At 53.9% G+C, this 24,206-nt stretch carries 19 protein-coding genes; 15 read left to right on the top strand and 4 right to left on the bottom strand.

The features are described 5' to 3' along the window. The first annotated feature begins 71 nt into the window (after window positions 1-71). The 8 genes from H7U36_RS07270 to H7U36_RS07235 all read left to right on the top strand — a co-directional run bounded on the left by H7U36_RS07270 (window position 72) and on the right by H7U36_RS07235 (window position 10,720). Window positions 72-917, top strand: a complete 846-nt coding sequence (locus H7U36_RS07270) for a class I fructose-bisphosphate aldolase (protein ID WP_033125741.1) — start codon at window positions 72-74, stop codon at window positions 915-917. 54 nt (window positions 918-971) lie between these two features. Then, complete coding sequence (locus H7U36_RS07265; RefSeq protein WP_138304552.1) at window positions 972-2,522, top strand: xylulokinase; 1,551 nt, start codon at window positions 972-974, stop codon at window positions 2,520-2,522. Beyond that, entirely contained in the window at window positions 2,519-3,484 is a 966-nt protein-coding gene (locus tag H7U36_RS07260) for a D-2-hydroxyacid dehydrogenase (protein WP_033125743.1), read from the top strand. The genes H7U36_RS07265 and H7U36_RS07260 overlap by 4 nt, the downstream gene beginning before the upstream one ends. Before the next feature lie 14 nt (window positions 3,485-3,498). Next, on the top strand, window positions 3,499-4,815 hold the full coding sequence (locus tag H7U36_RS07255) for a glucose-6-phosphate isomerase (protein ID WP_205155925.1): 1,317 nt from the start codon (window positions 3,499-3,501) through the stop codon (window positions 4,813-4,815). Between the two features lie 33 nt (window positions 4,816-4,848). Next, window positions 4,849-5,907: a 2-keto-3-deoxygluconate permease gene (locus tag H7U36_RS07250; RefSeq protein WP_033125745.1), complete on the top strand. Its 1,059-nt coding sequence runs from the start codon at window positions 4,849-4,851 to the stop codon at window positions 5,905-5,907. Between the two features lie 400 nt (window positions 5,908-6,307). After that, window positions 6,308-8,842, top strand: a complete 2,535-nt coding sequence (locus H7U36_RS07245; RefSeq protein WP_205155924.1) for a cation-translocating P-type ATPase — start codon at window positions 6,308-6,310, stop codon at window positions 8,840-8,842. 1 nt (window position 8,843) lies between these two features. Continuing rightward, on the top strand, window positions 8,844-10,022 hold the full coding sequence (locus H7U36_RS07240; protein ID WP_033125747.1) for an AI-2E family transporter: 1,179 nt from the start codon (window positions 8,844-8,846) through the stop codon (window positions 10,020-10,022). A gap of 80 nt (window positions 10,023-10,102) precedes the next feature. Further along, window positions 10,103-10,720 (top strand): nucleoside recognition protein, encoded by a 618-nt coding sequence (locus H7U36_RS07235; RefSeq protein WP_191493445.1) that lies wholly within the window; start codon window positions 10,103-10,105, stop codon window positions 10,718-10,720. A 14-nt stretch (window positions 10,721-10,734) separates the two neighbouring features. On the opposite strand, the gene H7U36_RS07230 is transcribed toward H7U36_RS07235, so the two are convergent. Beyond that, window positions 10,735-12,123 carry an MATE family efflux transporter gene (locus H7U36_RS07230; protein ID WP_138304538.1) on the bottom strand — a complete coding sequence of 463 codons (1,389 nt, stop codon included), beginning with the start codon at window positions 12,121-12,123 and terminating at the stop codon, window positions 10,735-10,737. Window positions 12,124-12,249: 126 nt separating this feature from the next. Between H7U36_RS07230 and H7U36_RS07225 the strand changes: the two genes are divergently transcribed. Further along, window positions 12,250-12,780, top strand: coding sequence for a spore maturation protein (locus H7U36_RS07225; protein ID WP_033125749.1), 531 nt, complete (start codon window positions 12,250-12,252; stop codon window positions 12,778-12,780). A gap of 1 nt (window position 12,781) precedes the next feature. On the opposite strand, the gene H7U36_RS07220 is transcribed toward H7U36_RS07225, so the two are convergent. Then, window positions 12,782-13,249 carry an HAD family hydrolase gene (locus H7U36_RS07220; protein ID WP_033125750.1) on the bottom strand — a complete coding sequence of 156 codons (468 nt, stop codon included), beginning with the start codon at window positions 13,247-13,249 and terminating at the stop codon, window positions 12,782-12,784. A gap of 217 nt (window positions 13,250-13,466) precedes the next feature. Here H7U36_RS07220 and H7U36_RS07215 point away from each other — a divergent pair, with 217 nt between their 5' ends. Both H7U36_RS07215 and H7U36_RS07210 read left to right on the top strand, forming a co-directional pair. Then, window positions 13,467-14,105 carry a helix-turn-helix domain-containing protein gene (locus tag H7U36_RS07215; protein WP_052084016.1) on the top strand — a complete coding sequence of 213 codons (639 nt, stop codon included), beginning with the start codon at window positions 13,467-13,469 and terminating at the stop codon, window positions 14,103-14,105. Continuing rightward, window positions 14,090-14,908: a hypothetical protein gene (locus H7U36_RS07210; protein WP_033125751.1), complete on the top strand. Its 819-nt coding sequence runs from the start codon at window positions 14,090-14,092 to the stop codon at window positions 14,906-14,908. The genes H7U36_RS07215 and H7U36_RS07210 overlap by 16 nt, the downstream gene beginning before the upstream one ends. A gap of 29 nt (window positions 14,909-14,937) precedes the next feature. On the opposite strand, the gene H7U36_RS07205 is transcribed toward H7U36_RS07210, so the two are convergent. Further along, window positions 14,938-16,683, bottom strand: a complete 1,746-nt coding sequence (locus H7U36_RS07205) for a DUF885 domain-containing protein (protein WP_191493444.1) — start codon at window positions 16,681-16,683, stop codon at window positions 14,938-14,940. A 149-nt stretch (window positions 16,684-16,832) separates the two neighbouring features. Between H7U36_RS07205 and H7U36_RS07200 the strand changes: the two genes are divergently transcribed. The 4 genes from H7U36_RS07200 to H7U36_RS15400 all read left to right on the top strand — a co-directional run bounded on the left by H7U36_RS07200 (window position 16,833) and on the right by H7U36_RS15400 (window position 23,443). Next, on the top strand, window positions 16,833-18,161 hold the full coding sequence (locus H7U36_RS07200; RefSeq protein WP_205155923.1) for a Wadjet anti-phage system protein JetA family protein: 1,329 nt from the start codon (window positions 16,833-16,835) through the stop codon (window positions 18,159-18,161). A 7-nt stretch (window positions 18,162-18,168) separates the two neighbouring features. Next, window positions 18,169-18,813: a DUF4194 domain-containing protein gene (locus tag H7U36_RS07195; RefSeq protein ID WP_205155922.1), complete on the top strand. Its 645-nt coding sequence runs from the start codon at window positions 18,169-18,171 to the stop codon at window positions 18,811-18,813. Continuing rightward, a complete protein-coding gene (locus H7U36_RS07190; protein WP_205155921.1) occupies window positions 18,764-22,120 on the top strand; it encodes an ATP-binding protein in 3,357 nt (1,118 codons plus the stop codon). The genes H7U36_RS07195 and H7U36_RS07190 overlap by 50 nt, the downstream gene beginning before the upstream one ends. 69 nt (window positions 22,121-22,189) lie before the next feature. Then, window positions 22,190-23,443, top strand: coding sequence for a Wadjet anti-phage system protein JetD domain-containing protein (locus H7U36_RS15400; protein WP_205155920.1), 1,254 nt, complete (start codon window positions 22,190-22,192; stop codon window positions 23,441-23,443). Here H7U36_RS15400 and H7U36_RS07180 read toward each other — a convergent pair. After that, on the bottom strand, window positions 23,436-24,062 hold the full coding sequence (locus H7U36_RS07180; protein ID WP_205155919.1) for a superoxide dismutase: 627 nt from the start codon (window positions 24,060-24,062) through the stop codon (window positions 23,436-23,438). The genes H7U36_RS15400 and H7U36_RS07180 overlap by 8 nt on opposite strands. Window positions 24,063-24,206: the final 144 nt, after the last annotated feature.

Here is a 24,206-nt window from a genome sequence, read left to right as displayed (position 1 = left end):
GCCAACCCGGAACTATATCCGGAAGCCATAAAATGTAAATAATAGATATAAGAAAAAGGAGTGTATGAACAATGGCAATGATGGGAAAAGAAGTAAGACTTGCGAGACTTGTAAATCCGAAGAGCAATAAAATGATGGCGATCACAGTGGATCACGCAATTTCAAGGGGAATTGCACCGATGACTGGTATTCACGATATCCAGGGAGCTATTGACAAGATTGTTGCCGGAAGACCGGACGCTATGACAATGACAAAGGGAATTCAGGAGAGATGCTGGGGACCTCACGTTGGATCCGGAATTTCCGTACTGCAGAAAATCTCCAACTATTCCCCGACAGCTCCGACAAATGATATCGTTTTCGGATCTGTGGACGCTGCTATCAGAATGGGCGCTGACGCTGTATCTATGGGAGCTATGACACTGGGCGATTTCCAGAACGAGCAGTTCGAGCGTATCGGCGAGGTGTCTGACTATTGCGACAAGATGGGTATGCCTCTGATCGGACATGTTTATCCAAAGGGAGAGAGCGTTCCGGTTGACAAGAGAACCGCATGGGAGAATATCGCTTACTGTGTGAGAAGCGCCTGCGAGCTTGGAATGGATGTTGTGAAGACAACCTATACAGGAGACCCTGACAGCATGGCCAAAGTAATCGCCTGCGTGCCCTCCTCCTTCCGCGTGGTGATCCAGGGCGGCGATGCCTGCAAGACACTGGATGATTACCTTCAGATGACTCGTGACGCCATGGACTGCGGAGTAGGTGGAGTTACAATGGGACGTTTTGTATGGGATTACAAGGATGTAACAGCCCTTGTCATCGCCCTGAGATATATGATCCATGAGGGGTACAGCGTAAAAGAGGCAAAAGAGCTGCTGGCACAGCTTGAGAACGATAAGAACTACGATCAGTTTTAATTAGACACAATCAATTTTAAGTTTTAAAGGAAAATTTTACAGGCGGGATGTTGTATGGAAAAAGAATATTTACTCGGCGTCGATGTGGGAACGACCAGTATCAAAGTGGCGATTATCGACAAAGATGCCAATCTGCTGGGAATCAGCAGCAGTTCTTACCGTCTGATCACGCCAAAACCGGACTATGTGCAGATTGACACGGAGGACATGTGGGAAGCCTATCTGAAGTGTATGAGACTTCTGTTCGAGGGAAAGGGGATCGATCCTGGAAAGATCGCCGGAATAGGAATCTCAAGCCTTTGTCCGGGGCTGGCCGCGTTTGGCGAAGACGGGGAGATCCTTGTAGATCCTATTATTTATTCCGACAGGAGAAGCACAAAGGAGGCTGAGATCATCCTGGATGCAGTGGGGGAAAAGAAGCTGTTTGAGATCACAGCCAACAAGTGTATGTCCGGAGCCCATTCGGGAACCTCCATGCTCTGGATCAAGAGAAATCTGCCGGATATCTACGAGAAGACAAAATACTTTGGCCATGTCAATACGGTCATGGCCCAGAAAATGACAGGAAACTATGCCATTGATTACTCCAACGCCTCCTACACCAATCTGTTTGAGACGGCGAAGGGGCACGATGGCCAGTGGTCGGATTACCTCTGCGAAAGGATAGGAATCCCAAAAGAGAAGCTGCCGCCGCTGATGGACTCCGCGGATGTAGTGGGCGGTCTTATCAACAAGGAGATGATCAGGATGGGGATTCCGGAGGGAACGCCCGTCGTGATCGGCGGAGCCGATACACCCTGCGCCACTCTTGCGGCCGGGGTAAAGGCAAACGGGGATGCCTGCGAGTCTGTGGGGACCACGGATGTCCTGACGATCTGCGTGGATAAGCCGAATTTTGACGAGAGCTTTATCAACCGCTGTCACGTGGTGAGAGGCACCTGGATCTACCAGGGGGCCATGTCCTACACGGGGGCTGCCTACCAGTGGTTCAGGGATAAATTCTGTAGTGATATGAACGAGAGGGCAGCAGGCAGTAATCGGAATGCGTTTATGCTGATGAATGAGGAGGCGGCCCAGTCGGAGCCGGGAGCGGGAGGAGTTGTATTCCTTCCCTACATGCAGGGAGAGAGAAGCCCGGTGTGGGATTCCTACGCAAGAGGCGTGTTTTTCGGCGTGTCCCTGCGAAGCTCCAGAAAGGATTTTAACCGTGCCGTTATGGAAGGCTGCGGTTATGGCCTTCGTCAGCTCTGTGAGATCGCGGAGCGGGTGACCGGCCACAGGATGACAGGATTTTCCTCCATAGGAGGCGGAGCAAAGAGCGAGCTGTGGGCTCATATCAAAGCGGATATCACAGGAAAGGATATTGAAATCCTGGATATGAACGACACGGCGCCGGTGGGAGCAGCTCTGCTGGCCGGAGTGGGAGCCGGAATATACAAGGATGCGGTGGAGGCGTCTGACAAGGTGAAAAAGACCGTTTACAAGGTGATCAAAAGCAGTGACGAGAACAAGGACGCCTATGAAAAGGGATACCAGGTCTACACACATCTGTATCCGAGAATAAAGGATCTTTACAGGATCAATCAAGGGAGTTTTGTTGAATGAAAATAGTAGTATTAGACGGATATACAGAAAATCCCGGCGATCTGAGCTGGGATAAGCTGAAGGAGTTTGGTGACCTGACTGTATATGACAGGACTCCGGTGGACGATGAGGAGGAGATCATCAGAAGGATCGGTGACGCGGAGGTTGTATTTACCAACAAGACGCCTGTCTCCAGGAAGGTCATCGACGCCTGTCCGAACATGCGCATGATCAGTATGCTGGCCACAGGCTACAATGTTGTGGATTATACATACGCAAAGGAAAAGGGCATACCTGTCACAAACGTGCCCACATACGGGACAGCCTCAGTGGGACAGTTCGCCATCGCGCTGCTGCTCGAGATCTGCCACCATATTGGTCATCACGACAGGACCGTGCATGAGGGAAAATGGGAAAACTGCGAAGACTGGTGCTACTGGGACTATCCCCTTATCGAGCTGGATGGCAAGACCATGGGAGTCATTGGATTTGGGCGTATCGGCCAGACTACCGGCAGGCTGGCAAAGGCGCTGGGGATGCGGGTACTCGCCTACGACTCTTACCCGAACGAGGCGGGAAAACAGATCGCGGAGTATGTGGATCTGGACACGCTGCTGGCACAGTCGGATGTGATCGCGCTCCACTGTCCGCTCTTCCCGGATACCGAGGGGATCATCAATAAAGAAAACATTGCCAAAATGAAGGACGGGGTCATCCTGATCAACAATTCCCGGGGCCCGCTGGTCGTAGAGCAGGACCTTGCGGACGCCCTGAATACAGGAAAGGTTGCCGCGGCGGGACTGGACGTTGTCTCCACAGAGCCCATCAGAGGGGACAATCCGCTTTTGAAGGCGAAAAACTGCATCATTACGCCCCACATTTCCTGGGCGCCGAAGGAGAGCAGACAGAGGATCATGGACTGCGCGTATGACAATCTGAAGGCGTATGCGGAGGGAAAACCGGTCAACGTGGTCAACAGTTAGAAGGAGCGAGTGTCATGAAGGAACAAATACAGTTTGTGGATGAGGGAGTCAGGGACTGGATCTCTGACGAAGAATTTAAAAATTTCCAGGCCACTGCGGAGGCGGCGAAAGAGCGCCTCATGAAACGGGAGGGAGCGGGAAACGACTTCCTTGGGTGGATGGATCTTCCGGAACAATATGATAGAGATGAGCTGCGCAGGATCAAAGAGGCGGCCAGGAAAATCCAAAATGATTCCAGGGTGCTTCTGGTCATCGGCATCGGCGGTTCTTATCTGGGAGCCAGGGCAGCCATTGAGTTTTTACACCACAGCTTTTACAACAGCCTCTCCGACGACGAGAGGACGACACCGAAAATCTATTTCTGCGGAAATTCCAATTCCTCCAAATACCTGGCGGATCTGATGGACATTCTTGGCGATCAGGATTTCTCCATCAATGTGATCTCGAAATCAGGGACAACCACAGAGTCCGCGGTAGCCTTCCGCATCTTTAAAAAGAAGCTGGAGGAAAAATACGGGAAGGAGGAGGCGGCCAAAAGGGTCTACGCCACCACCGACAGACAGCGCGGAGCGCTGAAAAAGATGGCTGACAAGGAAGGGTACACCTGTTTTGTCATTCCGGACGACGTGGGAGGCCGATACTCTGTGCTGACCGCAGTGGGGCTTCTTCCCATCGCCGTGTCGGGGGCCGATGTGGATGCGCTTCTTGAGGGGGCGGCAGACATGAGAAGGCAGGTTATGGAAGCTTCCTATGAAGAAAATCCTTCTGTGCGGTATGCGGCCTGCCGCAATATCCTTCTCAGAAAGGGAAAGGCTGTGGAGGTGCTGGCCAACTATGAGACGAGCCTTCACTATGTATCTGAGTGGTGGAAGCAGCTGTACGGGGAAAGCGAAGGAAAGAACCAGAGAGGCCTCTTCCCGGCAGCAGTGGATCTGACCACAGATCTTCACTCCATGGGACAGTACATGCAGGACGGGGCAAGGATCCTGATCGAGACTGTGATGAATGTGGAGGAATCCCCCCGCACGGTGGAGATCCCCGCTGAGGAGGAGGATCTGGACGGACTGAACTATCTGGCCCATAAGACGGTAGATTTTGTCAACAAAGCGGCAATGGAAGGAACCATCGCGGCACATGAGGAGGGCGGTGTCCCCATCATGCGCATAGACCTTCCCAGACAGGACGAATATACACTGGGACAGCTGTTCTACTTTTTCTGGTTTGCCTGCGGAGTGAGCGGCTATATAGGAGCCATCAACCCCTTCGACCAGCCGGGGGTAGAGAGCTATAAGAGAAATATGTTTGCGATACTTGGCAAGCCTCAGAAATAGTCTGGAATTATTTGTTTTAAAGGAGGAGAGAAAATGAAAGAAAATAACAACGCTGTTCAGGAGAACAGGCCAAAGGATCTGGATCTGCTGAACAAGATGAAGAACCTGCCCGGAGGACTGATCATTGTACCTCTGCTGATCGCCGTACTGCTGGCCACGTTCTGTCCCCAGGTATTTGAGATCGGCGGCTATGTGACAGCCCTGTTCTATGAAGGGAATTCCTGTATGATGGGATTTTTCCTGATTGTCTGCGGATCTGCCATCAATGTAAAGCAGGTTGGTATGCCTCTCTACAAGGGCGTGACACTGACAGCCACCAAATTCCTTCTCGGCGTGGTCATCGGTATGCTGGTGAGTGCCATCTGCGGCCCGGAAGGATTCCTTGGGATCGCCCCCTTCGTGTGGATCGCGACCATCACGAACTCAAACGGATCCCTGTACATCTCCCTGTCCTCTCAGTTCGGTAACGCGACGGACACAGGAGCCATCTCGATCCTGTCCCTGAATGATGGGCCGTTCTTCACCCTGGTAGCCCTGGGCGCGACAGGACTTGCATCCATCCCCTTTAATTCCTTTGTCGCAGTGCTTGTTCCGCTGCTCATCGGTTTCATCTGGGGCAACCTGGACGCAGGCTTCAGAAAGGCCTGTGCGACAGCACAGCCGATCGTCACCTTCTTCATGACGATCCCCATCGGAGCGCAGACAGATATTAACACCATCGTGACCGCCGGAGCGGCCGGTATCATCCTTGGCCTTGTATCCGCGGCAACAGCAGTGATCTTCTTCTTCACAAACAACATTCTTCTTCCGAAGAAGGAGAGAAACGCCATGGGAGCTGCCATCGGTACGACAGCCCTGAACTCTGCCATGACACCTGCGGCAGTAGGCGAGGCGGATCCGTCCATGGCTCAGTACGTGGACATGGCCACAGCACAGTGCGCCACAGCATCTGTTGTCACCCTGTTCCTCTGCCCGTTCATCACAGCGTTCTTTGACAAGCTGATGCAGAAGAAGCAGCTTGGCATCTACTCACCGGAGGGATGGGCGCGCTACAAGGTTGACCCCAGCGTGCCGGCACCTGCTGAGATGTAGACAGAGTACATAATATATAAATATGAAGAAGTAAACAGGCGGACATGCCTCCAGGGAGCGATCCCCGGATGTGTGTCCGCCTCTCTTTTCGGGGCGCGTTTTCGTATAGCGGATACATTTTCTGGAAAAAATAATGGTTGACACAAGGGAAAATATCGTTTATATTTGTTTTTGTAAATAAAAGGGAGTAACTGGCATGCAGGCCGGGGGTGGCCGCATGTTTGCGATAACGTCAATACGATGAACACTCATCCGTATCGTAATGAAACAGTGAGACTTTTATTGCATAACAGATCGTATGCAATAAAAGTCTCTTTTTTATTTCGCTTCCTTTTATATAAATATCATATAAATACCTTTTACTGCAGACAGAAATGCAAATGAAGAGAGGAGAAATGCTATGTTAACAAGCGAACAGGCCAGACAAAACCAGGAAAAATATGGTTTTAACGAGCTGGTGGAAGGGAAGAAGAAGAGCACGCTGCAGATCTTTCTGGAGCAGTATAAAGACTTCCTTGTCATTATACTGATCATCGCGGCCATTGTGTCCGGATTTCTGGGAGATTTTGAGAGCGCCATCGTTATCCTTGTCGTTATCACCATGAATGCGATCCTGGGGACAGTGCAGACCTTAAAGGCAGAGCAGTCCCTGGACAGCTTAAAGCAGATGTCAGCGCCGGAGGCAAAGGTTATCCGAGACGGCGTGCTCAAACAGATCCCGTCCCGGGAGGTCACCATTGGTGACCGGGTGATCCTGGAGGCAGGAGACTGCGTGCCGGCAGATGGAAAGCTGGTGGAATGTGCCAGCCTGAAGGTGGACGAGAGCGCGCTGACAGGAGAGAGCTTATCAGTTGAGAAATCCCTGGACGAGGTGCCTGAGGGAGCGGCTCTTGGCGACCAGACAAACCGGGTGTTCTCAGGAAGCTTTGTAACCTACGGGCGGGCGGCCTATGAGGTTACCGGCATCGGTATGGGCACTGAGGTGGGCAAGATTGCCAGCCTTCTGAAAAATACATCTGAGAAGAGAACACCCCTCCAGGTAAACCTGGACGATTTCGGGAAGAAGCTCTCCATACTGATCATCATTTTCTGCGCGATCCTGTTCGGCATCAGCATCCTCAGAGGAGACCAGCCGGGAGATGCCTTCCTCTTCGCGGTTGCCCTTGCAGTGGCAGCGATCCCGGAGGCTTTGAGCTCTATCGTGACCATCGTGCTTTCCTTCGGTACACAGAAGATGGCCAAGGAGCACGCCATCATCCGCAAGCTCCAGGCAGTGGAGGGACTGGGAAGTGTGTCCATCGTCTGTTCCGATAAGACAGGTACATTGACACAGAACAAGATGACAGTGGAGGACTACTATGTGGACGGAAAGAGAATTCCGGCGGCTCAGATCGATCTGAATGATCCCAACCAGGAGAGACTGCTGAACTTCAGCATCCTCTGCAATGACTCCACAAACACAGACGGACAGGAGATCGGAGATCCCACAGAGACAGCCCTCATCAACCTGGGAAGCAAGCTGGGAAGAGAGGCCCTGGAGGTCCGGGATCTGTATGAGAGAAAGTCGGAGATCCCCTTTGACAGCGACAGGAAACTTATGTCCACAGCGCACATCCTTGACGGAAAGCACACCATGGTGGTCAAGGGAGCCGTGGATGTTCTTCTCACAAGGATGACACATATCCGTCTCGGCGAGACAGTTGAGCCCATGACACAGGAGAGAAAGGCCCAGATCGAGGCGCAGAACATGGAGTTCTCCAGAGACGGTCTCCGGGTGCTCGCATTTGCATATAAAGAGATAGAGGAAGACAGAGATATCGCCCTTGAGGATGAGAACGACCTCACCTTCCTTGGCCTTGTGGCCATGATGGATCCGCCGAGGGAGGAGTCCAAGGCGGCTGTCGAGGAGTGTATCCAGGCCGGCATTAAGCCTATCATGATCACAGGAGACCACAAGGTGACAGCGGCGGCCATCGCAAAGCGCATCGGCATCCTGAAGGATGAGTCTGAGGCCTGCGAGGGCGCGGTGATCGAGGACATGACAGACGAGGAGCTGCAGGAGTTTGTTCCGAAGATTTCTGTGTATGCCCGGGTGTCACCGGAGCACAAGATCCGCATTGTCCGGGCATGGCAGGACAGAGGGAACATCGTTGCCATGACAGGAGACGGAGTCAACGACGCGCCGGCTCTGAAGCAGGCGGATATCGGCGTGGCCATGGGTATCACGGGAACCGAGGTCTCCAAGGACGCGGCGGCCATGGTGCTGACAGACGACAACTTTGCTACTATTGTCAAAGCAGTGGAGAACGGACGAAACCTGTACAGGAACATCAAATTTTCCATCCAGTTCCTGCTCTCTGGAAACTTTGGAGCTATCCTTACCGTGCTTTTTGCATCCATCGTGGGGCTCCCGGTTCCATTTGCACCGGTACACCTTCTGTTCATCAACCTTCTGACCGACAGCCTTCCGGCTATTGCCCTGGGACTTGAGCCCCACTCCAAGGATGTCATGTCAGAGAAGCCGAGGCCGATTAATGAGTCTATTCTGACAAAGGACTATCTGCTCCGCATCGGAACGGAGGGACTGTGCATCGGCGCCATGACGACCATCGCGTTTCTGATCGGTCTGAATGAGAGCGGCAGCCTCCTGGCAAGCACGATGGCCTTCGGCACACTTTGTACATCCAGGCTGGTACATGGATTTAACTGTAAATCCAACAAGCCTGTCATATTTACAAACAGATTTTTCAACAATATTTACCTGATCGGCGCATTTGTACTTGGACTTCTCCTGATCACGGGCGTTCTCATGATCCCCGGACTTCACAACCTGTTCAGTGTACAGACGCTGGATGGAGCACATCTCCTGATTGTGTACGGACTTGCGCTTCTCAACCTGCCGATCATCCAGCTCTTAAAGAAATTGAGGAAATAAAATGGATTTAAGCAGGGAAAACATTAAAAAGATAAGAGGACTCATTATTTTCACGGCACTCCTTGTGGTGTGCCTGTGGAAATATGACGTGGTATTTTCAGTGCTGCGCTTTATCTTTGGCGTGACATTTCCGTTTATTCTGGGAGGCGCCTTTGCCTTTGTGCTGAATGTTCCCATGAACTTCTTACAGAGGCATCTGTTTCCGAAAAAGGTCACGGAAAAAAGCAGATTTCTGAAAAAGGCGGCCCGCCCCTTCAGCATGATCGCCGTGATCCTGCTTGTCATTGGCGTGGTAGCCCTTGTCATGCTGGTGCTGATCCCTCAGCTTGGAAGCACGCTGGGAACCCTTGGCAACAGCATTCAGGACTTTATCCCGAGAGTACAGAAGTGGGGGGAGGACATGTTCCGGGACAACGACCAGATCAGCCAGTGGCTGGAAAACCTGGACTTTGACTGGAACCGGATCATGGAAGTGGGGATGTCCTTCTTCCGCAACGGCGCCGGCAGCATGCTGGACTCCACCATCACTGTGGCCCGCAGTATCATCAGCGGACTCACCACATTTTTCATTGCCTTTGTGTTTGCCTGCTATATCCTTCTCCAGAAGGAGAAGCTGAACGTGCAGGTGCGAAAGGTACTCTATGCCTTTATCCCAAGGGGAAGAGCGGAGGCGGCGCTGGAAGTATTTTCGCTGACCTACAGCACATTTTCCAGCTTTCTCACAGGCCAGTGCGTGGAGGCCATCATCCTGGGGACCATGTTTGTCGTCGCCATGACGATCTTCAACATGCCCTACGCTCTGCTGGTGGGTGTGGTCATCGCCTTCACAGCGCTGATCCCCATATTCGGGGCCTTCATCGGATGCGCCATCGGAGCGTTTCTGATCTTCATGGTGGATCCTGTCAGGGCCCTCGGGTTCATCGTCCTCTTTCTGGTGCTGCAGCAGATCGAGGGGAATTTCATCTATCCCCACGTGGTGGGCAATTCCGTGGGACTGCCCTCCATCTGGGTGCTGGCAGCAGTCAGCCTGGGCGGCAGTCTGATGGGGGTTGTGGGTATGCTGATCTTCATCCCCATCGTCTCTGTGGTCTACGCCCTCTTCCGAGAGGTGGTGTATCTGAAGCTGAAGAAGCAGCAGATCACGCCGGAGGAGATCGAGGCGGAAGTGAAAAGAGAATAGCATTGCAGGAAAGACGGGCGGTATATCCGCTCGTTTTTTTCATAGGATATAAAAAAGATAAATTTTACAGGGAGACAGACATGCTGAATTATCTCTGGGCTGGAATGATCGTTATCGGCATCGTGTATGCGGCGTGTACGGGACATATCGTGGAGGTGACCAACGCGGCGCTGGACTCCTCCAAAGAGGCTATCACTCTGTGCATCACCATGGCGGGGGTGATGGCCTTCTGGACAGGGCTCATGGAGATTGCCCAGAGGGGCGGGCTGATCCGGGCGCTGACAGGGCGGATGGCGCCGGTGCTTAAATTCCTTTTCCCGGGACTGCCGGTGGGGCATCCGGCGAGAGAACACATTGCCACGAATTTCATCGCCAATGTGCTGGGGCTTGGCTGGGCGGCCACGCCGGCAGGGCTTAGGGCCATGGAGGAGCTGGGAAAGCTGGAGGAGGACAGAAGAGCAGGCCGGGCGGCAGGGCCGGCAAGGAAGCGGGGGATCGCCAGCAATGAGATGTGCACCTTCCTTATCATAAATATCTCTTCGCTCCAGCTTATCCCGGTGAACGTGATCGCCTATCGCAGCCAGTACGGGAGCGTGAACCCGGCGGCTATCGTGGGGGCCGGGATCCTGGCCACATCGGTGAGCACAGGGGCGGCGATCCTGTTTTGCAGGGTGATGGAGAGAAAAAGGAGGGCCTGACGCCCTCCAGCTATTTAATCTTGTTTTGCAGTTTCTTTTTCCTTCCTGCTAAGCAGAGGCCACACAGTCAGCAGCATGGTGACGAAGCAGGCCGTGCCGCCCACAAAGTTGGAGATGGGCTCGGCCAGGAACACGCCGTCTGTGCCAAGTCCGCCCACAGCGGGCAGGATCAGGGTCAGCGGGATCACGATGATCACCTTCCGGAACAGGGAGAAGAAGACCGCCTGCTTGGAGCGGCCCAGGGCCACGGCTGTGGATTGGCCGGCAAACTGCAGGGACATCATGAAGATGCCCGCAAAGTAGATGCGCATGGCGGGCACGCCCTTCTCGATCAGCTCCGGATCGCTGTTGAAGAGGTGGATGAAAAAGTGTGGGAAGAAGAACAAAAGGGCCCAGGCGAAGAAGGAAAATACGATACACGCCCAGGAGGTGAATTTGATCGCTGATTTCACCCTTCTGTATTCCCCGGCGCCGTAATTGTAGCTCATGACAGGCTGGGCGCCGTTTGTCAGCCCGTTGGCAGGCATGGTGATGATCTCCCGCACGGAGTTAATGACCGTCATGATGCCCACGTACAGGTCGCCGCCGTAGTGCTGCAGGGTGGCGTTGCACATGATCTGCACAGATCCGTTCGTGACGGACATGATAAAGCCGGACAGTCCCAGTCCGGTGATTTTTTTTATGATTGGAAGCTCCGGTTTCATGTAAGCGCGGGACAGAGTGATGACCGCCTTTTTCCCGGTGAGGAAATGGAAGACCCACACAGCGGACACGAACTGGGAGATGATGGTGGCCAGCGCGGCTCCCTGGACGCCCATGCCGAACACAAAGATAAACAGGGGATCCAGAACCAGGTTCAGCACAGCTCCAATGGATACAGAGAGCATACCTGTGACGCCGAAGCCCTGGGCGTTGATAAAGTTGTTCATGCCAAGGCTCACCATCACAAAGAGCGTGCCGCACAGGTAAATAGTGAGGTAGGCGTCTGCATAGGGATAGGTTACATCGCTGGCGCCGAAAAGATACATCAGCGGGCGGCGGAAAATGTAGCACAGGACGGCAAGGATCGCACCGCTTACAAGGAGCATGGTAAAGGAATTTGCCATGATCTTTTTTGCCTTTTCTGTCTCGCCTCCTCCCCTGGCAATGGAGAAGAGAGGGGCGCCGCCGGTGCCGAACAGGTTGGCAAAGGCAGTGATGATAGTGATGACGGGAAGAGTGAGGCCGATCCCGGTCAGGGCCTGGGTGGAGGTGTGGGGAATGTGACCGATGTAGATCCGGTCCACCACATTATATAAGACGTTGATGAGCTGTGCGCAGGTCATGGGGACAGCGAGCCTCAAAATATTTCCGGCTACGCTTCCCTTGCTGAAATCGCTGGAATTCTGTGCTGTATTCTGCATGAGATCACCTTCTGCTACGTAAAATTTCTGTAAATAGTATAGACGTTTTTGAAATGGTTTTCAAGATTTCTTCATATACATAAGAGAGGTGTATTTCAGATGTGATCAGCGAAAAGAGGGATAGCGATGGAACTGTTTATGATCATCTCGAACATGATCATCCCTGTGGTGATACTGGGGGTCGTCTGCTTTGGGGTGTCCAGAAGGGTGCAGGTGTACGATGCGTTTATCGAGGGGGCAAACAGCGGATTTCATATTGTGGTGAAGATCATGCCAACTATGGTGGCGCTGATGATCGCGGTGGGGATTTTGAGAGCGTCTGGATTTCTGGATATGATGGCCTCCCAGATCGGTCGGCTGACAGACCAGATCGGATTTCCGGGAGAGCTGGTGCCTCTCACTGTTGTGAAAATGTTTTCCTCCTCAGCAGCCACCGGGCTTCTACTGGATATTTTCAAGGAATTTGGTACGGATACATACATAGGCCTTGTAGCCTCTATCAGCATGTCCTGCACGGAGACGATCTTCTATACCATGAGTGTATATTTTATGACGGCAAAGGTGACGAGGACGAGGTTTACCCTGGCCGGGGCCCTCATCGCCACATTTGCCGGGCTGGCCGCCAGCGTGGTGCTGGCCGCGGGGATGGCGAGGTAGATCATCCCCGCAGCGACGCAATAATGCGGTGGGGCTTCAGGAAGAGCTCCATGGCGTCCAGAATGGAGGGGACGCACAGGTCTGTGGCTGTCATGAGCCTTCCGTACATGCCCTCCTGACCCAGCACGGACACAGAGAAGGCGGCCTCCCGGCACATGAGAAGGTCGTTTCGGCCATTGCCGATGGCGGCGCAGTTCTCCTTGCCAAGAGAGTAGAGGATGTTCTGCTTTTCCTGCATGGCGGCATCATTTGGGAAGGTCAGGATGTCCACCGGCAGACCCTCGCACATCTGACGGGCTGTGCCGTTTGTGTCAGCCGTCAGCACATAGATGTGGAACAGGTCAGAGAGCTGGCGGATCTTGTTTGCCACCGCCTCCGAGATGATGCCGTCCAGGGCGATGGTGCCGTTATAGTCCAGAAGAAGATATTTCAGGTCCAGTGAGGGATAGCCGGGAATTTCTATTTTCATGAATCTTTCGTCCTTTCTGTGAAAGCCGGTCAGCCGGCGTTTTTCTGTGTGGATTTCCGGGCTCCGGTGAGGAGCCCTGCTTAGAATAACATAGCATATTTGTGGGGAAATATCTATATACGGAAGGAGAAACCAGGAGAAAATAAAAGTAAAAAAATTAATTTATTTACACTCTTGTAATCTTATGATATTCTGAAGATAGAAGGGAGGGAGCGGTATGGAGAAGGAGCAAAGGCTTCTTTGGCAGTGCCTGGAAATCTTCGGGACGGATGATCCGGAGCAATGGAAGAAAATTATGGAAAAGGCAAAGAAGTACGATGAGCTGATGCGTGGAGCCAGGCCGGTAAATCCCAGGGGAGCCGGGAGAAAAGGGCTGGAAGAGGAGAAGGCCGATGCGATACGCAGAATGTACCGGAAGGGCGTATCTGTCGCGGGAATTGCAAGGGAGATGTCTGTCAGCCGGCCTACGGTCTACCGGTATGTTGGAGAGCTCAGGCGGTGGGAGAGTCATCCCTCTGTTCAGATGCAGCTGGAATATATGTACAAAGACAGAGTGTGTACGGTCATCGATGTGGATTGGAAAAATCAGACAATCTATGTGGAAAACCATACGGACCAGCTTCCTCTGACAGCCTTTGGGGTCAATAAAACGCCTGGCTGGGAGGAATTCAGGGAGTTTCTGGAGGACAGATGTGTTCCCAGGACAAGGTTTCATTTAAAGGAGCTTCTGAGAGATATGGGGGTGGACTTTTACGACCCCATGCTGATCATAGAAGAGACAGAGGGGAGAATGGCTGAAGACGATCAGTGGATCAGAATACATTACCGGGAGGGCGCGCTATGTCAGGAAGGATAAAGCTGGATATTCTGAACCGGGATGATCTGAGGGGGCACTCGTCAAAGGGAAACCAGCTGAAGGCAAGGGGTGGAAGCTACTGGTATAAAGCGGACTGCATGGGATACGAGGGGCTGGCGGAGACAGTTGTATCCTCTCTTCTGTCCCGCTCAGGGATTTTGGAAACGGTTCTCTATGAACCGGTGGAAATGGAATATAGATCACATGTGTATACAGGGTGCAGAAGCAGGAGCTTTTTAATGGAGGGTGAGTCTCTTCTCACAGTGGAAAAGCTGATCCGTCTGTACACAGGGAAAAGCGCGGCAAGGACCATGGCTCACATGGCGGATGTGAAGGATCGCATCTGCTATCTGGTGAATGTGATCACAGAGATTACGGGATTGACAGATTTTGGGAAATATCTTACGGCTATGCTGGAGATAGACGCCTTTTTCCTGAATGAGGACAGGCATACCAATAACATTGGGGTGATCTATCAGCCGGAGACCAGACGGTTTCGGCACTGCCCGTATTTTGATCATGGCCTGGCGCTGCTTGCGGACACAATGACGGTCTTTCCCCTGGGGGAAGCCTTGGAAAAATGTATGGAGAAAATCGAGGCAAAGCCGTTTTCAAGAAGCTTTGATGAACAGATGGATGCTGCGGAAGAAATGTATGGCCAGCAGGTGCATTTCCGGTTTTCTGTAAAAGAGGCAATAGAAGTACTGGAGGAGTGCAGATCCTGCTACTCTGAGGATGTGCTGGAGCGGGTGGAACAGATCCTGCGATGGCAGATGTGGAAATACAGGTATCTGTTCCAGTAAAGCTTCTCCACTGCAAAGACGATCCGTCCCTACCTCGCTTCCCGCACCGCCCTCTCCACGATCTCAAAGGGCGCGGGCCCGGTGTCCAGCACGGCCTTGTGAAACCGTTTCTGGGAGAAGTCCTCTCCCCATTCTCTGACGGCCGTCTTTTTCAGCTCCAGAAATTCCACATACCCGATATAGTATTTCAGATAATTGCCCGGGTCTCCGAGGATAAGGTCGTAGATGTCCCGTATGGTCTCTGTGTCCGTGATGCCGAAGCTGCGGAAGAAGGCCACCGTCTCGGTAAGAGACCAGCCGTCGTAGTGGATGCCCATGTCGGCCAGGGCGTAGAGACCTAAGATGACAGAGGCGTTCCGCTGCTCCAGGAGAGCTCTGTCCTCATCCATGCCGGTGAAGTAGTAGGAGAGCATTTCCACATAGGTGGCCCAGCCCTCTGTGTAGCCCCCGAAGGAGAGGAGACTGCGGACAGGGTCAGGATCCGTGGAGGCGTAGTACACGTTCTGGTAGAGATGCCCCGGATAGCCCTCGTGGGCCAGGGTGGTGAAGAGTGTCAGGTCGTCGGGGAGGTGTCCCTGGTTGATGTAGATCACATTTTCCTCTGCGTTGTCCACCGCGGGCACCATGTAGAAGGCGGGGCTTACGTACTCCGCCATCTCCTCCTGCACGAATTTGATCTCTGCGGTGACCTCCGGCAGGGAGGGGAAGGAGGAGGCAGTCTTCTCCCTCAGATCTGCCAGGATGGCTTCCGGGTTAGAGTCATCCAGGGTGAAAATGGAGGCGGCCTTCGTCTCCTCCGGCGCTTCTCCCTCCCCTTGGGACAGGGGAGCTACGGACTGCATGGCGGACAGATCCTCCATCATTTGCTCTCTGGTCAGGTTCTGGAGCTGGGGGACTGTGCGGGCGGAGCCGGTGTCCCGCTTCACGATGTACTCATAGTATTTTTTCCCATCCGGGTAATAGCACAGGCCGCACTCGTTTGTGCCTGTGTCCTTCAGGGCGGACACGGCGGCCGTCAGACGGTTGTAGGCGGGGAACAGGCAGTCATACACCAGATCCCGGTGCTGCAGGATGCAGGCCTCTTTCTGGCTGTCGGTGAGCTCTGTCAGCTTTTCCAGCCTGGACTGGAAGGAGGAGAAAAGGTAGTGGCTGTCTCCCAGGGCGGTGAAGGCGGCGCATTCGTCCAGTACATCCTGGGCGTTCCTTGAGGACATGAAAAGCCCGGCCCTTGACTTTGCCTGCTCAAAGGAGATGAGGGAGTCAAAGTAGGCGGGAACCTCCTCCAGGAGAGACAGGTAGGTGTCTACGTCCTCCGGGGTGTCAAAGGAGAACTCGCACAGGAGGATAGGGAGCTGGGCCTGGACGCCGGTGAGGGGACTTAAGGGCTCCTCGTAGAGGGCGTAGGGAGAGCCCTGGAGGGCTGTCTCCAGCCAGGACTTCAGCACATCGAAGGTGAGCTGGTTTTCCGGGGAGAGCTTTTTGTACCGGAAATCCTCCAGGAGGGCCAGGCAGTTCTCAAGGGATGCGGCGGAGGCGGCTGTGTCGGCGCCAAAGGATCCCAGGGTCACAGGCGTGTCCTGGATGCCGTAGCTTTCCGGCTCCTTTACCGTATAGTGGAGTGTGATGGTGTCGGCTGCCACCTCCTGCCGGAACAGCTCCAGGGTGAACTGGCGGAAGAGGTCATTTTCGTCAGGACCGGGGAACAGGCTGCAGGAGGTCAGACAGGGAAGCAGCAGACAGATGAGAAGCATGAGGGAAGTACATTTTTTGCGCATGGACGCCTCCTGGAATGAACAGAGTATTTTATCTATAGATATGAGGGGCAGACGGGGAAAATTCGCCCGGGAAAAGCGGTTTTCACGGGTTTGGGAGATGTGGTATAATGGTTGTGCATTTGTCCCATATGAAAAGACAGGAGAAGCATATGAAATACCTATACGAAATCCCGGACTCCTTCTGGAGCCTGTTCCGCTCCAGAAACCGGGATATATACATAGAAGCGCTGCTTCAGATCAACGAGGAATACGAGTACAACAATTACTTCCTGAGCCGGGAGGTGTGCCTGGAGATCCTAGGGAATTTCTATACCCAGAAGAAGATCACCCTGGAGGCGGAAGAGTCGGAGGACGAGCTGGACATGCTGGAGACGCCGGCATCCAGGATCCTGAACTGGCTCCTTAAGACTCAGTGGCTGAAAAAGATCGAGGATTTTAATACCCTTGTGACCAATATTGTCATCCCCGACTACGCAGCCATTTTCATAGAGGCCTTTGACCGGCTGACCCGGGAGGGGATGGAGGACACGGAGCTGTACATCCAGAACGTGTACGCCACTTTGTACTCCTTCCAGAACAATCCCAGGCTGAACAGCGCCATGCTCCGCTCCGCCCTGGTGAACACGAGGAAGCTTAATAAGGCTCTGCAGGATATGCTCCACAATATGGACCGGTTTTACGGGCGGCTGCTGGAGCAGAAGGAGTACGGCCAGCTCCTGGCCGAGCACCTGGAGGGGTATGTGGAGGAGGTTGTCCGGAAGAAATACCACATTTTAAAGACAAGCGACAACTTTTACATTTACAAAATGGATATCAAAGAGTGCCTGGAGAAAATGCGGGAGGACGAGACGATCTACGACCGCATCGGCGAGGAGGGGCTGGACATCCTGGACCGGATCGAGAGGAGCTTTGACGACATTGAGCGGCGCATCGCCAATATGGACAAGGAGAACACAAAGTACATCCGGGCCACTGTGACAAGGCTCAATTATCTCCTGAACGGGGAGACGGACACAAAAGGGCTTGTGATCCAGCTCCTGAACCAGCTTGGAAAAGAGGGCAAGGAGGAGGAGAGGCTCCGGGAGACCGCCTCCCGGATGAATCTGTCTCTCTTTGAGATCCTCTCGGAGAAGTCCCTCTACAAGAGGAGAAAGCCCAGGAAAGATTTTGTCAGCCAGTTGGAGCGGGAGGAGGACTCTCAGGAACTTTCCAGGGAGGATGTCCTTAAGCTGAATCGCATCCACACCCGGTATACGAGAAAGCAGATCGAAGAATTTATCGAGGAGCACATGGACGGCGAGCAGATGCGGCTCGCAGATCTGAAGGTGGAGGATGACGAGGACTTTGAGAAGATCATCCTTGCCTATGATTATAGTACAAAGCACGGCAGCAAGTATCAGGTCATCGAGGAAGGCGGTCTGGTGGAGAGCGGGAAATACCGCTATCCGAAGCTGACATTTGTGCGCAGGAGGGTTTAAGAAGAATATGATCGATTATATAGAACAGCTGAGTGATGAGGAGAAAGAGCAGATCACGGAGGTGATCCGGCTCCTTTACAGACAGACATTCATTTTGGAGCGAAAATACGACAGGCGGGCTGAAAAGTGGCAGTACAGCAGGGAGTATAAGATCTGTGCCATGCACATGGAATTTCTGAAGGAATACTTTCAGGTGGCGGGTATCGAGCTTGTGGAAAATATTTATCTGGGAGTGATCTATATACGGGACGGCATGCTCATGGGGGAGAAGATCCCGCGGCTTGCCACCATTTATCTCCTTGTGCTGAAGATACTGTATGACGAGCAGATGGCCCAGGTGTCGTCCAGCACGAGGATCGTGACAACGCTGGGGGCGGTGAACGGCAAGGCCGGGGAGTTCCAGGTGATGAAGTCCCTGCCGTCTCCCACGGAGATACGGCGCAGCATTGCGCTTCTGAAAAAATACCAGATCATAGAACCTCTCGATATACTGGAGGAGTTAAACGAGGGGACAAGGATGATCATCTACCCCACTATAAATATGGTGCTCACCGGGGATGACATACGGGCCCTTTTAAAGACATTTGGCGAGGAGGAGAACAGTGGAGACGAAACAGGCGTTCAAAATATTATCGAAGATCTGTCTGAATAATTGGCATTACATAGACAGAAAGGTGCTGTCGCTGAACAGGGAAGTGAACTTTTTCACCGGCCACTCGGGAAGCGGAAAGTCTACCGTCATTGACGCGCTGCAGATCGTCCTGTACGCCAACACGGACGGACGGGGCTTTTTCAACAAGGCGGCGGCCGACGACTCGGACCGGAGCCTGATCGAGTATCTGCGGGGCATGGTCAACATCAGCGACAACAATGAGTCCCAGTATCGGAGAAACAAAAATTTTTCCAGCACCATCGTGCTGGAGTTCACAAACAGCGTCACCGGGGAGCAGGAGTGCGTGGGCGCCTCCTTTGACGTGGAGACGGCCACCAACGAGATCAGCCGCCTCTTCTTCTGGCACAGGGGAGAACTCCTTCCCAATCTATACCGTGGAGAGGGGCGGGTCCTGTCCACCGTGGAGGTGCGGGAGTATCTGCAGAGGAATTTCCCCCAGGACGGCTACTACTGCGGCCCCAGCAATGAGAGGTTCCGCCGCCAGCTCTACGATGTGTATCTGGGAGGGCTGGACAAGGAGAAGTTCCCCAGGCTTTTCAAGAGGGCGATCCCCTTCCGCATGAACATCCGGCTGGAGGACTTTGTGAAGGAGTACATTTGCATGGAGCAGGATATCGAGATCCAGGACATGCAGGAGAGCGTCATGCGCTACGGGCAGATGCGCAGCAAGATTGAGGCTACACTGAAAGAAATTCAATCGTTGACAAAAATAGAAGAAAGTTTCTCTCTCTATAAGGAGAAAAAGACAGAGGAGGAGAGCTGGCTGTACCGGGCCCTGCGCCTGGAAATCCTCCAGCTTCGCCGCCGTCTGGAGGGCATCCGGGACCGGAAGGCCCAGGAGGAGAAGGAGAAAAAGGAGCAGCAGAGCCTGAAGGAGAGGACAGACAGGGAGGCGGAGGAGCTGCAGAGGCAGTACGAGGACATCATCGTCCGCATTGCCCAGACCGGGTACGAGGAGCTGAAGGATAAGCTCTCCCAGGTCAATCTGTTCCTGGAGCATCTGTCCGCCAGCAGGAGCAGCCTGCAGAAGACAAAGGAGAGCATGGAGGAGTGGAAGAAGCAGGACATGGTGTCCAACTCCATGCTCAGAGATATGGAAAAGCTCTGCCAAGGCAGCATCACAGAGGAGGAGCTCCAGCGGCTCAAGGACAATTTCACCGACATCCGGCGGGAGCTGGAGGAGGAGAGAGGCGAGCTGGGCGCCCAGCTTCGGGCTATGAAAAAGGAGATGCAGGCGGCCCGCCAGGAGATCGCTGACCTGAAGCAGGGAAAGAAGGCCTATCCCCGGGAACTGGAGGAGGCCAGATACTATATCCGGGAGGAGCTCCAGAAGAGGGCCGGAAAATTTGTGAACGTACAGATTTTGGCGGATATGCTGGAGGTCAGGGACGAGACATGGCACAATGCGGTGGAGGGCTATCTGGGGAACAACAAGCTGTCCCTCATGGTGGAGCCGGCCTACGCAAAGGAGGCCATGGAGATCTATGAGACCATGGATAAAAAGAAATTCTGGCGCGCCGCCGTGGTGGACACGGAGCGCCTCATGCAGGGCAGCCACCCGATCAGGGAGGGTACTCTGGCAGAGGAGGTGAAGGCGGGGACAGACTTTGCCCAGGTCTACACGGATTTCCTTCTTGGCAGGGTGATCAAGTGCCGGGATATCGACGAGCTGCGGCAGCAGACTGTGGGCATCACCCCCGGGTGCATGCTGTACAAGAGCTATAAGCTGCAGCATATCAATCCGGAGAATTACACAGAGCGCGCCTCTATCGGCGAGAACAGTCTCCGGAAGAGGAGAAAGAGGCTGGAGGAAAAGCTGGAGAAGCTGGAGAAGCAGAGGGTGCCCCTGGAAGAGCGCCAGGAGGAGATCCGCTCTGTCCTTGCCATGGACTATCTGGACCGCCCCGCCGGAGAGTACTTGAGCATGATAAAGGATATCCGGATGATCGGCGAGAAGGAAAAAGAAAGAGAAATGCTGCAGAGCCAGATACAGGAGCTCAAGGAGGAGAATGTAGGCAGGCTTGAGCGGGAGAAGGAGGAGCTGAGGGAGCGCCAGACAAGGAAAAAGCAGCAGGCAGACGGCATCCAGAAGGCCATCTGGCAGCATGAGAGAAGGATCCAGGAGGCGGATCAGGAGTATCTGGATTTGGATGAAGAGTTAAATGAGAAACAGAAAAGTTTCAAAGAAAACGAAGAATTTGCGGAGAGCTTCCAATCCTATATGGAGAGCAGGAAGAGCTCCAACTATGAGTACCTGAAAAATCTCTGCTTCCGGGAGCAGGCTGTCTGCCGGGAGGAGAGGGAGAAGAGATACCAGGAGCTGGTGGACATCCGCAGCAGCTACCTGCGGGAGTACCCCCACCGCACCTTCTCGGCCAGCGCAGAGGACAATGGAGATTACGAGAAGCTCCTGAACACGCTCCAGTGCGACCATCTGGAGGAGTACAAGGAGAAAGCGGCGGAGCAGGCCAGGACCGCGGTCCAGCATTTCAAGGAGGACTTTATCTACAAGATCCGCAGCGCCATCAAGGAGGCGCTCCAGCGAAAGGATGAGCTGAACCGGATCATCAGCCGGCTGGACTTCGGAAAGGACAAGTACCAGTTTGTGATCACCAGGAACAAGGGGGCCTACGGGGAATACTATGACATGTTCATGGACGACTCCCTGGAGATCGATCCGTCCCAGCTCTCCTACAATATGGAGAACCAGATGAACCTGTTTACCATGGAGCACGAGGAGAAGTACGGGGAGCTGATAGGGGAGCTGATCCAGATCTTCATCCCGCCGGAGAACGCCTCCGCCGAGGAGATGGAGGAGGCAAAGCAGAATATGCGGAAATACTCGGACTACCGGACCTACCTCTCCTTTGACATGCAGCAGATCGTGCGGGGAGAGAAGAACATGCACATCGGTCTTGGGAAGATGATTTCCAAGAACTCCGGCGGGGAGGGCCAGAACCCTCTCTATGTGGCGCTTCTGGCCAGCTTTGCCCAGCTCTACCGTCTGGACTACTCGCCCAGAGTCCGCAGGAACCCCACCATCCGCCTTGTCATCCTGGACGAAGCCTTCTCCAAGATGGACGCGGAGAAGGTGGCTACCTGCATCGAGCTGATCCGGGGCCTTGGCTTCCAGGCTATCATCAGCGCCACCAACGACAAGATCCAGAACTATCTGGAGAACGTGGACAAGACCTTTGTCTTCGCCAACCCGGACAAGCAGAACATCTCCATCATGGAGTTTGAGAAGCAGGATTTTGACGAGCTGATGGAGGAGGCGGAAGAATAAGCAGGGATACAGGCGGAAGACACACTGGGAGCGAAGATCGGCGCGGAGAACAGGAGCGGAGGTAATTCTGTGGACGGATACAGAGGCGGCTACATTGTCAGGAAGATCATTGAAAATTATGAGAAGAAGAAAAATGACTGGAACCATTCCCTGGAGGGGCGCCGCAGCCTGAAGATCCATCAGGAGGATTTTGATAAAGCGGAGAGGGAGGCGGGCGCCCCGAGGGGAGCAGGCCGTGACCTGGTGGTCCGGGAGATGCTGGAGCTGGAGCGCCTGGGACTGATCCCCAAAAAGGAAGTGCGCTGGCAGAATTATAAGCAGGATTTCAGCGAATTTCACTACTATAACAAAGACATGCCCGTCTATTATAAAATGGCGGGAAAGACGCCCAAGTATGAGACTGCCGCCGCGTACAAGCGGGAGCTGGAGGAGCTGGCCGGTGCACTGCGCAGACAGTGGCTCAGGGACTATGTCAGAGACCGCTGGAGGGAGGCGGACAGCGGAAAGCTGAAGGCAAAGGAGTTGAGCCGGATCTTCGGACAGGGGAGAAAGGAGCAGTACTTTGCCTGCCTGAAGGGGCTGGATGAGCTGGAGGAGCCTGTCTATGTACAGATCTTCAGCAGCCGGTATCTGGGGCGTCCCAAGATTTTCAGGGATGACCCGGCCGGGTTCAGGGGCTGGGTGGTCCAGATGGCACGGGACTACCACCCGGATATAGACAGAGCTATGGATGACTCCCAGGTGCTCTCCTGGCTCTACATAGAAGAGTACTCCCAGCAGATGGAGGTGAAGGGGCCGCTGCGCCTGGAGATCGAAGGGCAGACTGTGGACCTGGGAAAGCTGCGGTACGGCACGGTCCTGAACAGCGAGACGCTGAAGAGCGCCCGCATCTGCCGGCAGCAGAACATCCGGCGGATCGTGACGATAGAGAACAGGGCCAGCTTTATCTGCGAGCCCTTTGAGGAGGAGACACTGTATGTCTTCACCCACGGCTTCCTCTCTCCCAAGGAGAGAGATTTCCTGAAGAACCTTGCGGAAGTGCTGAAGGACAGGACCGTGGAATATCTGCACAGCGGGGACATGGATTTCGGAGGACTTCGTATCTTCTGCTTCATCCGGGACAATCTCTTCCCGGATGTCAGGCCGCTGCATATGAGCGCAGAGCTCTACCGACGCCACCTGTCGTCGGGATATGAGATGGAGCCGGGAGCGCTCCGGGACCTGGAGAGGATGAGCGCAGACCTGCCGGAGGAGCTGGAAGAGCTCAGGCAGGAGATGCTGAAGACCGGCAAGGGACTGGAGCAGGAGATGCTGCTCATATGATTCCGCAGCGGAGGAAACGGGCTTCCGCGCAGGACCAGTTTACGACCCGGAACCAGTCGTCGATATAGCTGGCGCGCATGTTGTAATGCTTCAGATAGTAGGCGTGCTCCCAGACGTCTATGGCCAGCAGCGGCAGGCAGCAGCGCAGGTTTGGCGTGTCCTGGTTCGCGGAGGTGGTGATGCATAAGCCGCCCTTTTCCCAGACAAGCCACGCATAGCCGGAGCCGAACACAGAGAGGGCTGCCTCCTTAAAGCAGGATTTGAAATGCTCCATGCTGCCAAACTGCCTGGCTATCTGCCTATAGAGGGCGGGCGCCTGTCCCCGGGTGCCTGCCTTTGTCATGCCCTCAAAGAAGAAGCGGTGATTGAACACGCCGCCCGCGTTGTTGAGCAGAGGAGTCCGAAGCTGGCAGGGAAGTCTGTCCTGGCTGACCAGCAGCTCTGTCAGAGAGTAATTCTGGAGAGACGGATTGGCCTCAAGAAACTGGTTCAGGTTGTCGATATATGTCTGGAGATGCCGGTCGTGGTGCAGCCGCATGGTTTTTTCGTCGATGAATGGCTCCAGGGCGTCATAGGTGTAGGGGAGCGGGGTGTTGAAAAAGGGATAGTGATCGTTCATGTTCATTTCCAATTTGGGTTTTTAACAGTATATGCATGGAGCTGACACCTTGACATTTCTCTTCCCCTATGCTACGATTTGAGACAGATTATTTTTCATAACAGAAACGCTGTGACGAAGAGAGTAGGTCCGGGAAAGTTTTAC

The sequence above is a fragment of the Faecalicatena fissicatena genome, assembly GCF_016900595.1.
Taxonomy (GTDB): domain Bacteria; phylum Bacillota; class Clostridia; order Lachnospirales; family Lachnospiraceae; genus Claveliimonas; species Claveliimonas intestinigallinarum.
The sequence above is the reverse complement of the archived record's forward strand: the minus strand, read 5'-3'. Positions and strand labels throughout refer to the sequence as shown.

Bases quoted from the DNA above. Each gene is read 5' to 3' on its own strand.
- H7U36_RS07205 (WP_191493444.1), bottom strand. From the start codon at position 16,683: ATGCGCAAAAAATGTACTTCCCTCATGCTTCTCATCTGTCTGCTGCTT.
- H7U36_RS07255 (WP_205155925.1), top strand. From the start codon at position 3,499: ATGAAGGAACAAATACAGTTTGTGGATGAGGGAGTCAGGGACTGGATC.
- H7U36_RS07210 (WP_033125751.1), top strand. From the start codon at position 14,090: ATGTCAGGAAGGATAAAGCTGGATATTCTGAACCGGGATGATCTGAGG.
- H7U36_RS07200 (WP_205155923.1), top strand. From the start codon at position 16,833: ATGAAATACCTATACGAAATCCCGGACTCCTTCTGGAGCCTGTTCCGC.
- H7U36_RS07230 (WP_138304538.1), bottom strand. From the start codon at position 12,123: ATGCAGAATACAGCACAGAATTCCAGCGATTTCAGCAAGGGAAGCGTA.
- H7U36_RS07235 (WP_191493445.1), top strand. From the start codon at position 10,103: ATGCTGAATTATCTCTGGGCTGGAATGATCGTTATCGGCATCGTGTAT.
- H7U36_RS07265 (WP_138304552.1), top strand. From the start codon at position 972: ATGGAAAAAGAATATTTACTCGGCGTCGATGTGGGAACGACCAGTATC.
- H7U36_RS07215 (WP_052084016.1), top strand. From the start codon at position 13,467: ATGGAGAAGGAGCAAAGGCTTCTTTGGCAGTGCCTGGAAATCTTCGGG.
- H7U36_RS07180 (WP_205155919.1), bottom strand. From the start codon at position 24,062: ATGAACGATCACTATCCCTTTTTCAACACCCCGCTCCCCTACACCTAT.
- H7U36_RS07220 (WP_033125750.1), bottom strand. From the start codon at position 13,249: ATGAAAATAGAAATTCCCGGCTATCCCTCACTGGACCTGAAATATCTT.
- H7U36_RS07225 (WP_033125749.1), top strand. From the start codon at position 12,250: ATGGAACTGTTTATGATCATCTCGAACATGATCATCCCTGTGGTGATA.
- H7U36_RS07195 (WP_205155922.1), top strand. From the start codon at position 18,169: ATGATCGATTATATAGAACAGCTGAGTGATGAGGAGAAAGAGCAGATC.
- H7U36_RS07270 (WP_033125741.1), top strand. From the start codon at position 72: ATGGCAATGATGGGAAAAGAAGTAAGACTTGCGAGACTTGTAAATCCG.
- H7U36_RS07260 (WP_033125743.1), top strand. From the start codon at position 2,519: ATGAAAATAGTAGTATTAGACGGATATACAGAAAATCCCGGCGATCTG.
- H7U36_RS07250 (WP_033125745.1), top strand. From the start codon at position 4,849: ATGAAAGAAAATAACAACGCTGTTCAGGAGAACAGGCCAAAGGATCTG.
- H7U36_RS07240 (WP_033125747.1), top strand. From the start codon at position 8,844: ATGGATTTAAGCAGGGAAAACATTAAAAAGATAAGAGGACTCATTATT.
- H7U36_RS07245 (WP_205155924.1), top strand. From the start codon at position 6,308: ATGTTAACAAGCGAACAGGCCAGACAAAACCAGGAAAAATATGGTTTT.